Below are 17,590 nucleotides of genomic sequence, written 5' to 3' on the forward strand. Positions count from 1 at the left end.
GAGAGGATTCCCTTGGCTAATTCCGCTCAAGCCCGCAAGCGCGCTCGTCAGGCCGAGACACATCGCCAGCGCAACGCCGCGCAGCGCAGTCAGTTTCGCACCGCCCTGAAAAAAGTACTCAAGGCCATAGGTGCGGGCGACCAGGAGGCCGCAACCGCTGCCTATCAATCCGCAGTGCCGGTGATTGATCGGGCTGCCAACAAAGGACTGATTCATGGTAACAAGGCCGCACGGCACAAAAGCCGGCTCAATGCGCGTCTGCGTGCCATGGCGTCCTGACTTCAGACCCGGCCAGAGTCTGAAGTCTGACTGAAGGCTGATCGGGCGGGCCGTAATAGGTAAAAAAGCCGATGCGAGCTGGTCTCTCGCATCGGCTTTTTGTGCTTTCGCAAAACCCTGGCGCAAAACCCTGGTTGCCTTAGCGTGAAAGCAAGTTCGCCTGATGGATCTATTGTTTCATGTCAGGTGATCGGATCTTGACTTAACTGGTCAATCCTTCATTGCTCGCCCTGGGGTGGGGTTTCGGGTCCGCCTGGGGCTGAGTTTGGGTTTGACGCTGCCCAGCGCGGTCGGCGATGGCGGTTTTCAGCGCATCCGGGCGGTTGTCGATCCAGTTTTCCTCTGGTACCAGTTTCAGCAGGCCGAGACTCTCGAGTCGTTTGCGCGCGGCCGGCTGGGTGCCAGCAAAATACACCCGGCAGCCGTGCTGGGTGGCCTCGGTCACAGTGGTCTCAATCGCCATTGAGCTGGTCACGCCGATGTGGGGCACATCGGTCAGGTCGAGGATCAGGCTGCGGGCATTGGCGATCTCGGTCTGCTGGCGGGTGATAGCCTTGGCCGCGCCGAAGATCAGCGGGCCGCTTAAGCACAGCAGCGCGATGCCGTTGTCCGGGTCGCCGATGATTTTCTTCTCCTCATTGGTTGCCTTGGGGCAGTCCATGTCCGCCGCGTTCGCACCGCCTCCGAACAGCCGTACCCCTTCTGACTGCAGGTCCGCCAAGCGGCGAATGGTCAGGATGTTGGCGACGAAGAGCCCAATGCCGACAGCTGTGATTAGGTCGACAAAGACGGTCAGGGCGATGACGCCGTACATGATGAGCGCACCACGCGGGGAGACCCGGTGCGCGCGCCCGAGAAAATCCCAATCAACGATGTCGAGGCCAACCTTGATGGCAATGCCAGCAAGAACCGCGAGCGGAATCATTGAGACCAGCCCCGTGGCCCAGAGAACCACCACAGCCAGGATGATGGCGCGGGTGAGTCCGGAGAGTGCCGTGCGCGCGCCGGTCTGTATATTGACCACTGTTCCCATGGTGGCGCCAGCACCGGGCAGGCCACCGAACAGACCCGAGGCCAGGTTGCCAAGCCCCTGGCCGATGAGTTCCTTGTCCGAGTCGTGCTGAGTGCGCGTCAGACTGTCGGCGATCACGGATGTGAGCAGTGCGTCGATGGAGCCCAACATGGCCAGCACCAGGGCGTCAACAAGCACACTTTGCCACAGGTCAGGCGTTAGTGTCGGCAGATGCAGTGAAGGCAGGCCGGAGGGGATGGCGCCGATTTCCCGGTAAGCACCGCTGCCGATCACCAGTACCGCGATTAGGGTGCCGGCGACCAGTGCTAGCAACTGGGGTGGCAGCAGGCGGCGCAGGCGTTTGGGCATCAGCAGCAAAATGGCGAGTGAAATGCCACCGAGCAGCAGTTCATCGGGCTGAAAGGTGGCGGCCAGCTCCGGCAGTGCCTGTAAAGAACCGAGCACACCACCGCCCGGCGTTGGATGGCCGAGTAGCGCGGGTAATTGCAGAATGATCAGAATGAAGCCAATGCCCGACATGAAGCCCGAGATGACGGTGTAGGGCATCATGGTCACATAACGCCCGAGCTTCAGGATGCCGAACAGGATTTGAAACAGCCCGGCCAGCATCACGGTGGTGAAGGCGATGGCCATGCCGCCTTCGGGATTGGCGGCCAGGATGCTGGTGATGACCGCTGTCATGACTACCGTCATTGGGCCGGTGGGCTCGGAGATCAGGGTTGGGGTGCCGCCGAACAGGGCCGCGAACAGGCCCACCAGCACGGCGCCATAAAGTCCGGCCTCGGCGCCGGCGCCCGAGGCCACGCCAAAGGCCAGCGCCATCGGCAGGGCCACCACGGCGGCGGTCACGCCGCCGAAGAGGTCGCCGCGCAGGTTGTTGAAGTCAATGGTATTGAGTACGCGCATCACGAGTTCCCTGTTCTGATCCTGATCCAGATACTGGCCTTGGCCCTAGGCTTGAACGGCTCTGGCTTGGGCGAAACCGGCCTAACGCTCATGGTCCCGGTCACCCCGGGTGATGAATCCATGTGATTCACGGTAAGTATGGCGACTTCAGCGGTTTCTGAATAATCGCTGTTGGCAATACCCCGGATCAGCGATTGCTGATGGATGGCGCCCCTTAGATCTCGGCCACTACCTTGTCGTAGAAGGCGAGAAAATCGTCCGGCGTTGAACCCTCGCGCCACTCAATCGCCGCACGCGGATGCTGATTGAGCTGACCGGTAATATTGTAGGGCACCAGCGGACCCCACTCGATCTGACCGCGCAACGGCATGACATGGTGCTGAATCACCTCAATGATGGGGCGCACGTCGAACTTAGGATTCCGCAAGAAACCCAGCAGCAGCTCGGTGTGGCAGTTGCCGGCGCCACGGCCCATGCCGAAGATAGTTGCATCCACGCGATTGCAGCCAAGAATGATGGCCTCGATGGTGTTGGCGAAGGCAAGCTGCATATTGTTGTGCGCATGGATGCCAATCTCCTTGCCGCTGTCGGCCATGGCCGCCGCGTACTTGTGGTACAGGCGGTCGACCTGTTCGCGGTACAGGTAGCCAAAGCTGTCCACGATTACCATGGTGGAGGCCGGAGTCGGCGCGATAGCCTCCAGGACGGTGTCGATTTCCGACTCGGTGATGTTGGAGACCGCCATCAGATTAGCCGTAGTCTCATAGCCAATAGCGTGTGCATGGGAGATCATCTCTACCGCCTCCGAGACTTGGTGCGCGTAGAATGCAACGCGAATCACATCGAGCACACTGTCGGCGGCCGGTAGCAGTTCGGTTTTCCAGTCGCTTTTGCCAGCGTCGGCCATGGCGGCGAGCTTCAGGCCATTGGTGGCACTGTCATGGTCACCCACGACGCGTCGCATATCCTCCTCGTCACAATGGCGCCAGGGGCCGAATTGCTCCTTGGGGAAGGTTTTCTTGGAGTTCTTGTAGCCGATCTCCATGTAGTCGACGCCAGCGGCCAGGCAGGCGCGGTAAACGGCTGTCACAAAGGTATCGGTGAACTGATGCGCATTGATCAACCCCCCATCGCGCACGGTGCAGTCAAGTACCTTGAGTTCGGGGCGGTAGGTGATCCAAGGGGCTTTTTCGGACATTGGGGTTCTCCAGACGCAAAAGCGGGCGGGCTAAGGGTTGGTTCGCGGCGCCAATCCGATACCGGACTGATCCGCCATCTTGGCCGGTTTTCAGGCCAGTGGCTGATGGTGGACCCTCGGGTGCGGCGCGCGGGCGGCTTGTTCGGCTAGTCTAGCCTAGATGAGGATTCTATTCCCTACCGGAGATCCATTAGTCCGCTGCCAGCAATTCCAAATTCCGTTTTTCAGTACTTGGTCGTCGGCCCGTTGTTCCACTAAATCGAGCGACTCAAATTTGGAGCCGCGGTGTCAGCAGGGCTGGTGCAATTTGCCGTCATTGCGTGTGGCATAATCACCCCTGCTGATTGATCAGGCCAAGGTTCCTTCCCCTGCCGCTAACATCAAAGCATGACTAGCTCGACTCCGACTCCGACTCCGACTCCGACTCCGACTCCGACTTCGGTTCTGGCTCCGGCTCCGGCTCCGGCTCCGGCCTTGGCTCCAACTCAGGGGCAGGGCGCGCGCGAGTGGAGAGCCCGCAGGTTGGCATCGCCCTGGTGCTGGCTGCTCGCACCCATCGCCGGTGCCGCCACCGTTCTGGCCTTCGCGCCCTTCGGCTGGTATCCGCTTGGTATTCTGGCTTTGGTTCTTTGGTATCAGTGTCTGCGCGGGCGCACCGGGCGCGACGCCTTTGTGCATGGCTGGCTTTATGGCGCGGGCCTCCTGGGTGTCGGTGTCGCCTGGATTCGCATCAGCCTGAATGAATTCGGCAATCTGCCAGCCGTCGCCGCCAACGGCATGATGCTGCTGTTCGTCGCCGCCATGGCACTTTACTACGGGCTGGCGGGCTGGCTGATTGGGCGGGTCCAACCGGTTTTGCAGCGCTTCGACTGGGCCGGGCCCATGCTGCTGCTTCCGGCAGTCTGGGTGCTGAGCGAATGGCTGCGCTCCTGGGTTTTGACCGGCTTTCCCTGGTTGCTGCTAGGCAATACCCAGGTGGATTCGCCGCTTGCCGGTTGGGCCCCGATCCTGGGCGTGCATGGGCTCAGTCTGCTGGCCGCCCTCTCGGCCGGTTTGCTGTGGCTGTCCGTGGCACGGTGCCGCGCCCGCCCGGCGGCCCTGATTGTGCTGGCTGTCATCTGGGCGGGCGGCGGCCTGTTGCGGATGATCGACTGGACGCAGCCCTCGGGCGAGCCTTTCACCGCCGTCTTGGTGCAGGCCAATATCGCCCCCTCGCTCAAATGGCAGCCGGAGGCGCTCGAGCCCAATCTCGAAGCCCATCTGGCGTTCACGCGCCAGCATCTGGGCGTCGGCCTGATTGTGTGGCCGGAAACCGCCATCCCCAGCTTTCTGCACGAGGTGCGCCTGTCGTTGATCGAGCCCCTGGCCGAGCGTGCTCGCGCCGAGGGCTCGGAGATTCTGATTGGCGTGCCCATCATGGAAGGCGACAGGCGTTACTATAACGGGCTGCTCAGTATCGGTACGGCGGAGGACAGCTACTACAAGCGCCACTTGGTGCCCTTCGGCGAGTATCTGCCCCTGCGCGCTCTGATTGGACCGCTGGTGGACTGGTTCGATGTGCCCATGTCTTCCTTCAGTCCCGGTCGTGCCGAGCAGCCGCTGCTGCGCGTCGGCCCACATCATGCCGGTGCCTCCATCTGCTATGAGGATGTCTTCCCCGACCAGGTGCGCCAGGCCCTGCCGGCGGCGGATTATCTGGTCAATGTGTCCAACGATGCCTGGTTTGGCGATTCGCTCGCGCCCGCGCAGCATCTGGAGTTCGCCCGCCTGCGCGCGCTGGAGAACGGCCGCTATCTGGTGCGTGCCACCAATACCGGCATTTCCGCCATTATCGATCAGAAAGGGCGCCTGACCGCCGTGCTGCCAGCCTTCGAGCGCGGCGCCCTGGTGGGCGAGGTGCGGCCTTTTAGCGGCGAGACGCCCTTCTCGCGCCTCGGCAGCCTGGTGCCCATTAGTCTTGCTCTGATCATGCTGCTGGCCTCCCTGCTGCTCGGACGACTAGGGCGACGCGCATGACACTGGCGTTAGTGCCCGTTGGGAGCGGCTTCAGCCGCGAACAGCCGCGCCCACCCGCGAGCAGTCGCAAACATCCCCACCCAGGCGCGCCTGGGTGGGGCGGATGATTTTGGCGTCGACATCCACCACCCGGTATGATGCCAAGGCTTGATATTCTGCCAAAGGCCGACGAATGTCCGTGCTCGCCATACTTCATTTTTTTATCGATCTTTGCCTGTTGCGCCGCGCGCCCCAGGATCTGCCCGCCTCGTCGGTGATCTTTGCCCTGGTGGTGGTTGCCGGCACGCTTGGTTCCATGCTGCTGGCCCTGAGCGCGGGGGAGAAGGCGCTCGTCGGGTTTTTGCAGGGGTTGCTGGACATCGCCTTCATGGCGGCTTTGCTTCATGTCATCTTGCGATTGGTGGATAAGCCCGCGCGCTTTCTGCAAACCGCCACCGCGCTCATTGGCGCCGATACCCTGATTGGCCTGGTCGCGCTGCTGCCGCTTAGCCTGGCGGCTGGCGCGGATGAAACCAGCGGGCTGTTGGTGCTGGCCGGTTTTTTGTTCATGGGGCTGGTGGTCTGGGGCGTGCTGGCCAGCGCGCATATTCTGCGCCATGCATTTGAGATTCCTCTGATGCAGGGCGTCTTTCTTGCCATTGCTTACGATGTGCTGGCATTTTTTGTCATTGGCGGCCTGACCCAAGGCCTGAGCTAGGCGTCGCCCCTGGATTGTCGCCTCTGTCTTGCGGATCCCTTCATCTCATGCATCTGCACATTCTTGGTATTTGCGGCACCTTCATGGGCGGGCTGGCGTTGCTGGCGCGCGAGCTGGGCCATCGGGTCACGGGCTCCGATGCCAATGTCTATCCGCCCATGAGCACGCAGTTGGAGGCGGCCGGCATCAGGCTGGCGCAAGGTTACGCGGCCTCTCATCTGCAGCCGGCGCCCGATGTGGTGGTGGTGGGCAATGCCATGACCCGCGGGGTGCCGGCGGTGGAATACCTGCTCGATGAGGGGTTGCCCTATGTGTCGGGGCCGCGGTGGCTGGCGGAGCATCTGCTGGGTGCGCGCCATGTGTTGGCGGTGGCCGGAACCCATGGCAAGACCACCACCGCCAGTCTGCTGGCCTGGCTGCTGGAGGATGCAGGGTTCGAGCCTGGGTTTCTGATCGGCGGGGTACCGGGCAATTTTGGCCAGTCGGCGCGACTTGGCGGCGGGCGCTACTTCGTGGTCGAGGCGGATGAATACGACACGGCCTTTTTCGACAAGCGCTCCAAGTTCCTGCATTACCGCCCGCGCACCCTGGTGATCAATAATCTGGAGTTCGATCACGCGGATATTTTTGGCGATCTGGCCGCCATTCAACGCCAGTTTCATCATTTGGTCCGCACTGTGCCCGGCTCCGGGCTGATCATCCATCCGCGAGGGGTGGAGAGTATCGAACAGGTACTGGCCATGGGCTGCTGGACGCCACGGCAGACGCTGGCGCTCGCCGGGCCTGAGTTGGCGGACCAGCCGCGACAGCCTGGAGCTGACTGGTGCGCGGAATTGCTCAACCCGGCCGGGACCGAGGTGCGACTCCATCGCGACGGGACCGCCTTGGGATCCTGGTCCTGGAATCAGACCGGTCGGCACAATGCATCCAATGCGTTGGCCGCCATCGTGGCGGCGGCCCATGTCGGGGTGGCGCCGCGAGCGGCCATGGCGGCGCTGAGTCGTTTTCAGGGCGTGCGCCGACGCATGGAGCTGCGCGGGGAGGTCGGCGGCGTGCGCCTCTATGATGATTTTGCCCATCACCCAACCGCCATCGCCACCACGCTCGACGGGCTGCGCCAGTCTGTCGGCAAGGCGCGCATTGTCGCGGTGCTGGAGCCACGCTCCAACACCATGCGCGCCGGTGTCCATGCCGACACCCTGGCCGCCTCGCTGAGAGAAGCCGATCTGGTCTTTCTGTTCGCGCCCGCGGATCTTGGCTGGGATGCGGCCGCGGTCCTGGCACCCCTGGGCGAGCGGGCGCGGGTGATGGAGGCCATCGAGCCCTTGGTGGCCAGGATCAGCCAGGCTGTCCAGCCGGGCGATCATCTGCTGGTGATGAGCAACGGCGGTTTTCAGGGCATTCATCAGCGACTGCTCGATACCTTGACGGCGCGGTTTTCCGCGGGTCTGGCGTGAGCGAGCGTCTCCCGGATGAGCGCTGTGACGAGCCGGTCTGGCCGCGCACCATCGCGGTGGCGCTGACCGGTGCCTCCGGCATTCACTATGGTTTACGGCTGCTGCATTGCTTGATCGATTCCGGGGTGCGGGTCTATCTCCTGATCTCCCAGGCCGGGCAGGTGGTGCTCAAGATGGAGGCGGGCATTGATGCGCCGGCGCGACCGGCCGAGGCCGAGCGGTTTTTCAGCGCGCGTTTCGGGGCTGCTCCGGGACAGCTGCGGGTGTTTGGCCGCCAGCAGTGGACGGCGCCCGTGGCCAGCGGCAGTCATCCGCCGGAGGCCATGGTGATCTGCCCCTGCACCACGGGAACCCTGGCCAGCCTGGCCGCCGGCCTGAGTCAGGACTTGATTCAGCGCGCCGCCGATGTGGTGCTCAAGGAGCGTCGGACACTGATTTTGGTGGTGCGCGAGACTCCCTTCACGACCATTCATCTGGAAAACATGCTGCGCCTGGCGCGCGCCGGGGCGGTGATCATGCCGGCCAATCCGGGGTTTTATTATCAGCCGCAAAGCATTGATGCGCTGATTGACTTCATGGTGGCGCGGGTGTTGGATCACTTGCGGGTGCCGCAGCGGCTGCTGCCGCCTTGGGGCGAGCCACCGGCGCAAGGTGACTGATGCGCAGCAGTCCGTTGCGATGCAGCGCGATCTCCGCGTGCTTGCCAAGTTCCCGCACCAGCGCGCGGCGCTCGTCATACTGGGTGCCAGCCAGGGTGATGGGCAGGGCAAAGAGTCCGGCGACGCGTTCCTTGGTGACTTCGGTGATGTCGCCAATCCAGAGCGGGCCGATGTCGTCGATCAGATAGCGAGTCGGCCAGAGCCTAAGCACATAACGTCGGCCATCGGGCCGATCATGGGTGTGGATGAGTTGCTCGTGAAGGCCTTGGTGCACATGGGAGACCAAGGGTAGCTCGGACAGTGCCGCCGAGGGCGAGAGCAACCGTGGGGCATTGTGCCAGCCGAGCCGCTCGCCGGCTTGCCAGCCGCTGGCGGACAGGGCGCTGGCCAGGGCCGGTAGTGGTCCGGCGTACTGGATGTCGAAAGGCTGGTGGTTTTGGTGGCGCAGATCCTGGCGAACGCTGGCCAGGGTGCTTGGCTCCCCGGTCAGCCATTGGGCGGGAGGGATGTGGGTCAATGGTTGTTCGGGTCGCAGGTGCGCGAGCCGCTGTGTCTGGCCATCAAGGCTCAGCAGACCATAACCGGGTAACCAGGCGAGCAATGCGATGAGCACCAAGGACGCAAGGGTGCCGGTGCAGGGCTCGGGGCGGGTGTGACGCGCGAAGGCAAGTCCGAGGGCGGCGAGCCATACCAGCGCCAGGGTAAAGCTGGCGAGGATGTCGGTCAGCCACTCAGTACCAAAATATAGCCGTGCGAAGCTGAGCGCGCCAACCAGGCTGCTGGCCAGGGCAAAGGGCAGCCAGCGGGTCGCCCCCGGCAGGGCGCGGGCGATGAGCAGCGCCAGAAAGCCATAGACCAGCGTGGCGCCCAGCACGGAGGGAGTGGGAAAGGACCAGGGCCAGAGCAGTGGCCAGTCCGCGGCGCTCGCCGGGGACGGGCGCGTGGTGCCGATAAGCAGGCCAAGGAGCGGGCTGGCGATGAGCGCGAAGCTGGCCGCGGCCAGCCAGTAGGCGGCGTCGCGCACGCGTCCGTGCCAGCGCAGATAGACAAAGACCACGGCGACCAGCACGAGCAGAAGCGCTGGATCCCCCAGTGCGCCGAGGGTCGCCAGACTCTGATCGGCATGGGGCGACTCCAGGCTGAGGAAAAGGTCGCGTGCGAACTGATTGATGCCCAGGTTCTCCGGGCCGAGCAGCACCAAACCCAAACTAAGCCCGAGGACCAGGGTGGCGGACAGCAGCGCCAGGGCGAGTCCCGCCAGGGTGCCGGCATCCGGGTGGCGCGGGTCGGCCAGGGCGGCGGCGATATGGGCCATGAGCGGATGTCCCCGCTGTAGCTGATCGGTCCACCGCAGCAGTGCCCCCACCCAGACACTGGCGCGGGCGCTGGCCCAGCGCACCAGGCGCTGGCTGATCCAAATGGTGGCCAGGAAGAGCGCGATCAGGCTTAGGGTGACGAACACCAGCCCCGTGGCGGCCTCGCTGGCCAATTTCAGCGAGGCGCCAAAGAGAATGCCTGGTGCGAGATAGGCTGGTGCCCACAGGAATGCCGAGCCAACATTGGCGAGGACAAAGCGCCCTGTTGGCATGTCCATCATGCCGGCGACCAGTGGCACCATGGCGCGCACCGGGCCGACGAAGCGCCCCAGCGCCACGCTTTTGGCGCCGTGGCGGGCGAAAAACGCCATGCCGCGTTCGAGCGGTGCCGGGTGGCGATTCAACGGCCAGAGGGAGCGCAATTGCCGTTTGTAGCGTCGCCCAAGCCAAAAGCTCAAGCTATCACCGAGGACGGCGCCGGTGATGACCAGCAGGCAGACCGGCCAGAACCCGAGGACTCCGTCGGCAATGAGCGCACCGGCGACGAGTATGATGAGCACGCCGGGCATGACCGCACCGATGACCGCCAGGGATTCGGCCAGGGCCGCGGCGAAAACCGCGGCGTAGGCGGCCCCCGGATAGGCGCCGATGGTGTCGAGCAACGCGCGTAGTCCTGCCTCCATGCGTCAGTGCATGTCGCGATCGCTGGCTGTCAGCGCAAGGTGCCGCCGCTGGCGGGCATGCCGCCAGTGGTGGCGCGCGTTCTGCTCAGCCGGCCAGTTTGGCGAAAGCCGTGCGCGCGGCGTCGAGGGTCGCGTCGATATCGGCATCGCTGTGCGCCGAGGAGACAAAGCCGGCCTCGAAGGCCGAGGGCGCGAGGTAGACGCCTTGCTCTAGCATTGCCTGGAAAAAGGCGCGGAAGGCGTCCTGATCGCAGCCAGTCGCCAGCTGGTAGTTGGTCACGGGGCCTGCGTTGGTGAAAAAGAGCCCGAACATGGCGCCGGCCTGATTGGTGCTGAAACCAACGCCGGCGGCGGTGGCCAGCTCGCTCAGACCCTGGATCAGACGGGTGGTGCTGGCCTCGACCCGGTCGAAGAAGCCGGGCGCCGAGATCAACTCCAATGTCTTCAGGCCCGCCGTCATGGCGATGGGGTTCCCAGACAGGGTGCCGGCCTGATAGACCGGGCCGAGCGGGGAAATCTTCTCCATGATGTCGCGCCGTCCGCCGAAGGCGCCGACCGGCATGCCGCCGCCGATCACCTTGCCGAGCGCGGTCAGGTCCGGCTTGATGCCATAGCGGCCCTGGGCGCCGCCGAGGCCGACACGGAAACCGGTCATGACCTCGTCGAAAATCAGCACGCTGCCGTATTGATCGCAGATCTCGCGCAGCCCTTCAAGAAAGCCCGGCTGTGGTGGGATGCAGTTCATGTTGCCGGCGACTGGCTCGACGATGATGCAGGCAATCTCTGATCCCATCTTGGCGAAGGTCTCGCGCACACCGTCGAGATTATTATAAGTGAGCGTCAGGGTTAGTTCCGCGAGCGCGGCGGGTACGCCGGGGGAGCTGGGTTCGCCCAGGGTCAACATGCCGGAGCCGGCCTTGACCAGCAGGGAGTCGACATGGCCGTGGTAGCAGCCCTCGAACTTGACCACCTTGTCGCGACCGGTGAAGCCGCGTGCCAGGCGCAGGGCGCTCATGGTGGCCTCGGTGCCGGAGCTAACCATGCGCACCAGGTCAATGCTCGGCACCAACTCGCAGACCTTGTCGGCCATTTGGGTTTCGAGTTCGGTCGGGGCGCCGAAGGACAGACCTTTGGCGACGCGCTCGGTCACGGCCGCGATCACCTCGGGATGGGCGTGGCCGAGGATCATCGGCCCCCAGGAGCCGACATAGTCGATGTAGCTTTTGCCATCGGCGTCGGTCACCTTGGAACCAGCGGCGGACTCGAAAAAGATCGGGTCGCCGCCAACGCCGCGAAAGGCGCGCACCGGGGAATTCACGCCACCGGGAATGTGCTGCTGGGCGGCGGCGAAAAGGTCATGGGATCGGCTCATGGATGGGTTCTCCTGATGGGTGAAGTCAAACGCGGAGAAAATCTCTGGCGCTTAGTCTGGCTGGCGCTCATTGTCTGGTTTGGTCGCCGTCGGCGCAACCAGGGTGCGCAGGGCGTGGGGCTGGGTTTTGGCTTGTTCGGTTGATTGTTCCGGTTCGGGTTCGGATGCGGGCGGCGGCAGCCGGCGCGGAATCAGCTGACAGCGGGCCAGCGCCCGCGCCTGGCGCAGGGTGTCCATGACATAAGCCTGCGCCTCGGCCACGGCTGACTTGAGTTCCTGGCCGAGTGCCAGCCGCGCGGCGATGGCGCTGGCCAGGGTGCAGCCGGAGCCATGAAAGCTGCCCGTCAGGCGTGGCCACTCCCATTGGCTGAGCGCGCCGTCGCCGGGGTAGAATGTGTTGATGACCTGGTCGCTGCTGTCGTGGGTGCCGGTGATGAGCACCGCCTTCGCCCCTAGGTTCAGCAGCCGCCGGGCGGCTTGATCGCGCCCCGGTGCGTCGGCCAGCAGCCGCGCCTCGGGCAGGTTGGGCGTGATCAGCGTGCAGCGCCGCAGCAGATGACGCCTGAGTTGATTGAGCAGCGCGGCATCGGCGATGCGCTCGCCACTCCCGCTGGCAAGTACCGGGTCGAACACCACCGGCAGATTGGGATGGGTCTTGAGTAGGGCGGCAATGGTTTGCACCAGGTGCGAGTGGCCAATCAGACCGATTTTGACAGCCGCGACCTGGTAATCCTCAAAAACGGCCAGGCATTGATCACGCAGCTGTTCCGCCGGTTGCGCGACCAGCTGCGTCAGCCGGCAGGAGGTCTGCACCGTGATGGCGGTGACGGCGCTGCAGCAATGCAGGCCCAGGGCCGCGGCGGTTTCGATATCGGCTTGCAGGCCGGCGCCGCCGCCGGGGTCATGGCCGCCGATGGCGAGCAGGACGGGATCGCTGAGACGAGGGGATGCTTTGATCATGACCGGCATTGTCGCCGAATCCGGGAACAAGCGAAATCGCGGATGTGGCCTGCGGGCCTTCTTTTGCCCTCGGATTTCATGCAACGCTTCCGGTCGATGCCCAATTGGGCCCTGCTTGCTCATCCCTCCTAACTGATTTGTTCAGTTGATCCCTCAAGTCGATCCGCCCAGTCGATCCGCCCAGTCGATCCGCCCAGTCGATCCCCAAGTGGTTCCCCGGTTGATCTCGGATGCATTTTCCAAGCCCATCACAGGATGGGTCTTTCAAAGCTGTCAATATCGACCAACATTCGTTTTTTGCCAAAGTTGTTAGGTAATCATCATGAAGCGATACGTTTGTCTGTTGTGTGGACTGGTTTACGACGAAGAAAAGGGTTGGCCGGAGGATGGCATCGCGCCTGGCACCAAGTGGGAGGATGTGCCCGAGGATTGGGTGTGCCCTGAATGCAACGCGGGCAAGGATGACTTCGAGATGACCGAACTTTGATGCCAGCCCCGTGGCCCGCTTGCTAAGACCGGTGCGCTGAGGCCCAGGTGCAGATCCGCGGCGCTGAATCCCTGTCTTTCGTCCTGGATTTGGCCGCGATCTTCGTGCTATGGTCGCAATTCAATCAATCAGCGAATTGGAGTGAGAAGCCTTCATGTCTACCGCGTTGACAGAATCTGAAGTGAACTTGACAGAGCCGGCTGTCGCGAAGATGACGGAGCTCTTCGCCCAGGTCGAAGAGGGCGTGCGGGGCGTGCGTGTTTATGCCGCGCCTGGGGGCTGCAGCGGCGTCAGCTTTGGCATGACCTTCACCGACGAAATCAATGCACAGGATGGTGTGCGGGATTTCGATAGCTTTAAGCTGGTCGTTGATGATGGCACGCTTGATTACCTGCGCGGGGTCGAGATCGATTTTGTCGACCAGGGTGACGGCAATGCAACTTTCGTATTCAATAACTTGCCGAGCATGGGTGGGGGCTGTGGTAGCTGTGGTTCATCCAACGGCGGTGGCTGTTCCTCCTGATGGAAAGGCTACGTCTGGACGCTGCCCGACCCAAAGGCCCGATTAGCAACCGTGCAAGCGCGCCTTGGAGTGCGCCATGCAGCCAAGGCCCTGGCGTGGTTTGGCGTGATTGCCTCCGGGTCGCGGCCCCATGATTCGCGTCGGCATTGTTGGGGCCACGGGATACACCGGCTCAGAACTCTTGCGGCTGTTGCTGCGCCATCGGGAGGTGGAGTTGATCGCCGTGACCTCACGTGCCGAGGCAGGACGCGCGGTCAGCGACTACTTCCCCGCGCTCAGAGGTGTCTGCCCGCTTGAGTTCGCGCCCGCCGATTCACCTCTGCTGAACAGCTGCGATCTGGTCTTCTTCGCCACGCCAAATGGCACCGCCATGCTGGAGGCGCCGGCCCTGCTTGAAGCTGGTGTGCGGGTGATCGATCTCGCGGCGGACTTCCGGCTGCGCGATGCCGAGCTCTGGTCTTCCTGGTATGGCATGGCGCACGCCTGCCCCGACCTGCTGTCCGAGGCGGTTTATGGCTTGCCGGAGGTCAATCGCGCGGCTCTGCCGGGAGCGCGTCTGGTGGCGAATCCCGGCTGTTATCCAACCGCGGTGGCGCTCGGCTTTCTACCCCTGATCGAATCCGGGTTTGTTGATCCGGGGTTTTTGGTGGCGGACGTCAAATCCGGCGTCAGCGGCGCGGGCCGGCAGGCAAAGACCGGCTTGCTCATGGCAGAGGTGGGAGAAAGCTTCAAGGCCTACAGCGTGGCGGGGCATCGCCACCAGCCTGAGATTTGCCAGACATTGCGCGCAGTGCAGCCCAAAGGGGCGCCGGCCATCCAGTTGACCTTTGTTCCCCACTTGGTTCCCATGATACGTGGCATTGAGGCAACGCTTTATGCGCGACTTGATCCGAGTGCGGGAGTTCAGGGTGCTGAGCAGCTGCAGTCTCTTTTTGAAGATCGATACCAGAATGAGTCTTTTGTCGATGTGATGCCTCAGGGCTCGGCGCCGGAAACCCGATCCGTGCGTGGGACCAATTTGTGCCGTCTGGCGGTGACTGTGCCGATGGCTCAGGCGGCGGAGCGGGGACAGACCTTGGTGGTGCAATCGGTCATCGATAATTTGGTCAAGGGTGCTGCGGGTCAGGCAGTTCAGAACATGAATCTGATGTTCGGTCTGGCCGAGGGCACCGGCTTGTCCCACTTGGCCTGGGTGCCCTAGCAGTTTGCTCTTTAAGTGCGCGATCATCCATTTGTTCGTTTAAAACATCAGTCTTAGTTGATTCTAAAAGCGAAGCGCCGAGATGGGATGGAATCCAAATATGGGCTCTTCTGGGGTGGGCTTTGGCGCATCTGGAGGAGCCTTTCGGCTGTTTGTCACCCTTGGCTGGCTCGCGGTCATCGGAACCGCCTTTGTTCTCGGCTACCAGCTTGCTTATCACGATGCTGAAAACACCCTAATCGAGATGCAGCAACTCAAGGCAGATCGGCAATCACTGCGCGAGGCTTTGATGACTGCCGAGGAACGCATTGCCGGGCTTGAGCAAGCACAGTCGATTGACCGCGAGGCCAAACGCCTTGCGCAGGCGCAACTTGAGGAACTGCAGCATGAGCGGCATGAATATGCCAAACAAGTTTCGGTGCTGGAGCGATTGATTCGCGAAGGTGGCGGTGGTGTGGTGCAGGTTCAGGACTTCAAGCTCTGGGAGACCGGCCAGTCCCGCGAGTTTGGTTACAGCTTCACGGTCACGCAACTGATTCCTGAATTCGGTCAGACGTTGGGACGGGTGAGTCTTCGGCTGGCAGGGAAAACGGTCGAGAACGACTCCGTTGAGCGGGCCGCCGACCAGCTCGAAGGTGCGAAGCCGGCCGTTCATCGGATGCAATTCGAGTTTTTCCAGCACTTCAGTGGCGCGATCAAATTACCGGAGGATCTGCAGCCGCGGACGCTCACGGTTGAGATTGAGCCAACAGTGAAAAATTTGATTTCTTCATCCCGCACCTTCGGCTGGGAACCCGAGCCTTGGAACCCGGAGCCAGGGGATGTGCCCCAATTGACGCAGCCGGATGGAGTGGGGCCAGGGTGAAAGGACAATCGGGGAGTAACGGGGCAGCAAGCAGGAAGACTGATGCGCGATGATTTTCTGCGGCGAGGGTGACCGAGAGATGGGCTGAGGCGGGAGTGACCCTATTACTTGGGTCTTGATTCGTGCCCGCGGTGATCGCACTCTTACTTTATTAAGCGATTCCGGATGCTCCGGACTATTCCAACCTCAAGAGATCCATACCATGACAACGACAACTGATCTGACCGGGGATGCTCCGCTCGTCTTCACCAATTCGGCTGCCGCCAAGGTTGCGGACTTGATCAAGGAAGAAGGTAACGAGGATCTGATGCTGCGGGTCTACATCCAAGGAGGGGGGTGTTCTGGCTTTCAGTACGGTTTTACCTTCGATGAGCAGGTGCAGGACGGCGATACGGAAGTGGTGACCGATGGCGTCAAACTGCTGGTTGATCCGATGAGCGTCCAGTATCTGATGGGGGCTGAGATTGACTACAGTGAGGGTTTGCAGGGGGCACAATTTGTTATCCGCAATCCGAATGCGACGACCACCTGTGGTTGTGGATCCTCCTTCGGCGTCTGAGCGCATTTGCAACCGATTCTCTCGCTGTTTGTTGTGCGGGCTCCTGCGGGGCCCAAAGCCAAGTGCGCAAATCCGCTTTAATGTCGCGATTGCCCCTCGGCGGTTGGCAGACCACTGTCCGTCAAAGTAAAACTGCGTGCATCCGCCAGTAGCGTGCGATCTTTGGTGCGTTGGAGTTCTGCTAGTAACGGACGAGTCTGCTTGCGGAAACGCGCTTTTTCGCGATCATCAAACTCGTTCAGGAAGGGAAGTTTGGCCGTCAGCGGATCGACTGGCCGACCATTGATGTGGATTTCGTAGTGCAGATGTGGGCCAGTCGCGAGTCCAGTCTGACCCACATACCCGATGGTTTGCCCGCGCTTGACCTCGCTTCCGTTTGCAATACCCGTGGCAAAACGCATGAGGTGGGCGTATCGCGTTTCGTAGCGTGAGCCGTGGCGTAGAATGACAATATTGCCATAACCACTTTTGCGGCCTCTGAAATGGACCCGGCCATCGGCTGCGGCCAGGATGCGACGTCCGGCAGGTGCCGCGAGATCGACACCGGGATGCGGTCGAACTCTGCGAAGAATCGGGTGCAAGCGGTTCATGCTAAACTTGGAACTGACCCGCGTGTAATCAAGTGGTGTGCGCAGGAAGCTGTTTTTGCCTTTATCGATGGGTTTGCCATCGGCTGAGTAGTAATCCGTCACGCCTTTGGACGTTGTGTAGCGGACAGCGGCATAATGCTTGTTTCCGTTGGTGAATTCCACAGCGAGCACCGGGCCTGTTTTGATGGGTTCGTCGCCGGCATAAATCTGCTCGAATAGCACCGAGAGCTTGTCCCCCTTGCGTGTTTGTCGGGCGAAATTCACCTGGTGGCGGAAAATGTTAATCGCGCGCTGGGTGACCTGATCAGGAATGCCAGCGGTTTTGGCTGCACCGTAGAGAGAGCGATCAACGACGGCGGTTAGGCATTGTCGGCGAGGCTCGGTTGGCTCCGATTCAACCGAGGTGCTGAGAATGCTGCCCGCGCGGGAGACCAGCAGGCGTTCGGTGGCGCTCAGCTTGAACTCAATGCGGTGCAGATCGAGTGCCTGGTCAAAATGCAGACGGATGGTCTCGCCGGGGCGGATGTGCTCAAGGCGATGGCGATGCTCATTGGAGACGTGGTCAAGAATCTGGTAAACCAGTCGGCCAGGGAGGTTCTGCGACTCAAGAATGGTACCAAGGGTGTCGCCCGGCTGAACCCGGTAGTCGAAGCGAAAGGGGCCTTCTCTCAGGGTCGGCGGAAGCGCGGTTAGACGAGGCGATTGGTCAAACCCCGATTGGGTGAAAGTGGCTTGGTCGATTCCCAGCGGCTGCATCAGTGCCGCGGCGTCGCTGTTGAACTCCAATGC

16 protein-coding genes (1 of these 16 cut by a window edge) are annotated in these 17,590 nt (G+C 62.4%); 10 read left to right on the top strand and 6 right to left on the bottom strand.

The genetic code is table 11. The annotated features are described in order from the left end of the window. Positions 1-12 precede the first annotated feature (12 nt). On the top strand, positions 13-279 hold the full coding sequence (gene rpsT / locus Thiowin_RS03765) for a 30S ribosomal protein S20 (RefSeq protein ID WP_328986404.1): 267 nt from the start codon (positions 13-15) through the stop codon (positions 277-279). Between the two features lie 202 nt (positions 280-481). Here the strand turns inward: rpsT and Thiowin_RS03770 are convergent, their stop codons facing one another. Beyond that, a complete protein-coding gene (locus Thiowin_RS03770; protein WP_328986405.1) occupies positions 482-2,218 on the bottom strand; it encodes a SulP family inorganic anion transporter in 1,737 nt (578 codons plus the stop codon). A 214-nt stretch (positions 2,219-2,432) separates the two neighbouring features. Further along, positions 2,433-3,416, bottom strand: coding sequence for an aldolase catalytic domain-containing protein (locus Thiowin_RS03775; RefSeq protein ID WP_328986406.1), 984 nt, complete (start codon positions 3,414-3,416; stop codon positions 2,433-2,435). A 522-nt stretch (positions 3,417-3,938) separates the two neighbouring features. Between Thiowin_RS03775 and lnt the strand changes: the two genes are divergently transcribed. From lnt to Thiowin_RS03795, 4 genes are all read left to right on the top strand, one after another. Beyond that, a complete protein-coding gene (lnt, locus tag Thiowin_RS03780) occupies positions 3,939-5,432 on the top strand; it encodes an apolipoprotein N-acyltransferase (RefSeq protein WP_328986407.1) in 1,494 nt (497 codons plus the stop codon). A 178-nt stretch (positions 5,433-5,610) separates the two neighbouring features. Further along, on the top strand, positions 5,611-6,129 hold the full coding sequence (locus Thiowin_RS03785) for a hypothetical protein (protein WP_328986408.1): 519 nt from the start codon (positions 5,611-5,613) through the stop codon (positions 6,127-6,129). Positions 6,130-6,176: 47 nt separating this feature from the next. Beyond that, on the top strand, positions 6,177-7,586 hold the full coding sequence (gene mpl, locus Thiowin_RS03790; RefSeq protein WP_328986409.1) for a UDP-N-acetylmuramate:L-alanyl-gamma-D-glutamyl-meso-diaminopimelate ligase: 1,410 nt from the start codon (positions 6,177-6,179) through the stop codon (positions 7,584-7,586). Further along, complete coding sequence (locus Thiowin_RS03795; protein ID WP_328986410.1) at positions 7,583-8,245, top strand: flavin prenyltransferase UbiX; 663 nt, start codon at positions 7,583-7,585, stop codon at positions 8,243-8,245. Before mpl ends, Thiowin_RS03795 begins: the two co-directional genes overlap by 4 nt. Here the strand turns inward: Thiowin_RS03795 and Thiowin_RS03800 are convergent. From Thiowin_RS03800 to thiD, 3 genes are all read right to left on the bottom strand, one after another. Next, the gene (locus Thiowin_RS03800; RefSeq protein WP_328986411.1) at positions 8,160-10,244 is read right to left on the bottom strand and encodes a VTT domain-containing protein; all 2,085 of its coding nucleotides are present in this window, start codon (positions 10,242-10,244) and stop codon (positions 8,160-8,162) included. The genes Thiowin_RS03795 and Thiowin_RS03800 overlap by 86 nt on opposite strands. 85 nt (positions 10,245-10,329) lie before the next feature. After that, positions 10,330-11,616 (bottom strand): glutamate-1-semialdehyde 2,1-aminomutase, encoded by a 1,287-nt coding sequence (gene hemL / locus Thiowin_RS03805; protein ID WP_328986412.1) that lies wholly within the window; start codon positions 11,614-11,616, stop codon positions 10,330-10,332. Positions 11,617-11,667: 51 nt separating this feature from the next. After that, positions 11,668-12,576, bottom strand: a complete 909-nt coding sequence (thiD, locus tag Thiowin_RS03810) for a bifunctional hydroxymethylpyrimidine kinase/phosphomethylpyrimidine kinase (protein ID WP_328986413.1) — start codon at positions 12,574-12,576, stop codon at positions 11,668-11,670. A gap of 322 nt (positions 12,577-12,898) precedes the next feature. Between thiD and Thiowin_RS03815 the strand changes: the two genes are divergently transcribed. From Thiowin_RS03815 to erpA, 5 genes are all read left to right on the top strand, one after another. Beyond that, positions 12,899-13,063: a rubredoxin gene (locus tag Thiowin_RS03815; protein ID WP_328986414.1), complete on the top strand. Its 165-nt coding sequence runs from the start codon at positions 12,899-12,901 to the stop codon at positions 13,061-13,063. 154 nt (positions 13,064-13,217) lie between these two features. Then, positions 13,218-13,586, top strand: coding sequence for a HesB/IscA family protein (locus tag Thiowin_RS03820; RefSeq protein WP_328986415.1), 369 nt, complete (start codon positions 13,218-13,220; stop codon positions 13,584-13,586). Positions 13,587-13,716: 130 nt separating this feature from the next. Continuing rightward, a complete protein-coding gene (gene argC / locus Thiowin_RS03825) occupies positions 13,717-14,787 on the top strand; it encodes an N-acetyl-gamma-glutamyl-phosphate reductase (protein WP_328986416.1) in 1,071 nt (356 codons plus the stop codon). Between the two features lie 100 nt (positions 14,788-14,887). Then, positions 14,888-15,652, top strand: a complete 765-nt coding sequence (locus tag Thiowin_RS03830; RefSeq protein WP_328986417.1) for a DUF6776 family protein — start codon at positions 14,888-14,890, stop codon at positions 15,650-15,652. A gap of 202 nt (positions 15,653-15,854) precedes the next feature. Then, positions 15,855-16,211, top strand: a complete 357-nt coding sequence (erpA, locus tag Thiowin_RS03835) for an iron-sulfur cluster insertion protein ErpA (protein WP_328986418.1) — start codon at positions 15,855-15,857, stop codon at positions 16,209-16,211. A gap of 77 nt (positions 16,212-16,288) precedes the next feature. On the opposite strand, the gene Thiowin_RS03840 is transcribed toward erpA, so the two are convergent. Next, positions 16,289-17,590, bottom strand: partial view of a peptidoglycan DD-metalloendopeptidase family protein gene (locus Thiowin_RS03840; RefSeq protein ID WP_328986419.1) — the 3' portion only. Its footprint extends 501 nt past the window's final position; only the last 1,302 of its 1,803 coding nucleotides appear in the window; its start codon lies off the right edge, out of view; it ends in the stop codon at positions 16,289-16,291.

The sequence above is a fragment of the Thiorhodovibrio winogradskyi genome (genome assembly GCF_036208045.1).
Classification (GTDB): Bacteria; Pseudomonadota; Gammaproteobacteria; order Chromatiales; family Chromatiaceae; genus Thiorhodovibrio; species Thiorhodovibrio winogradskyi.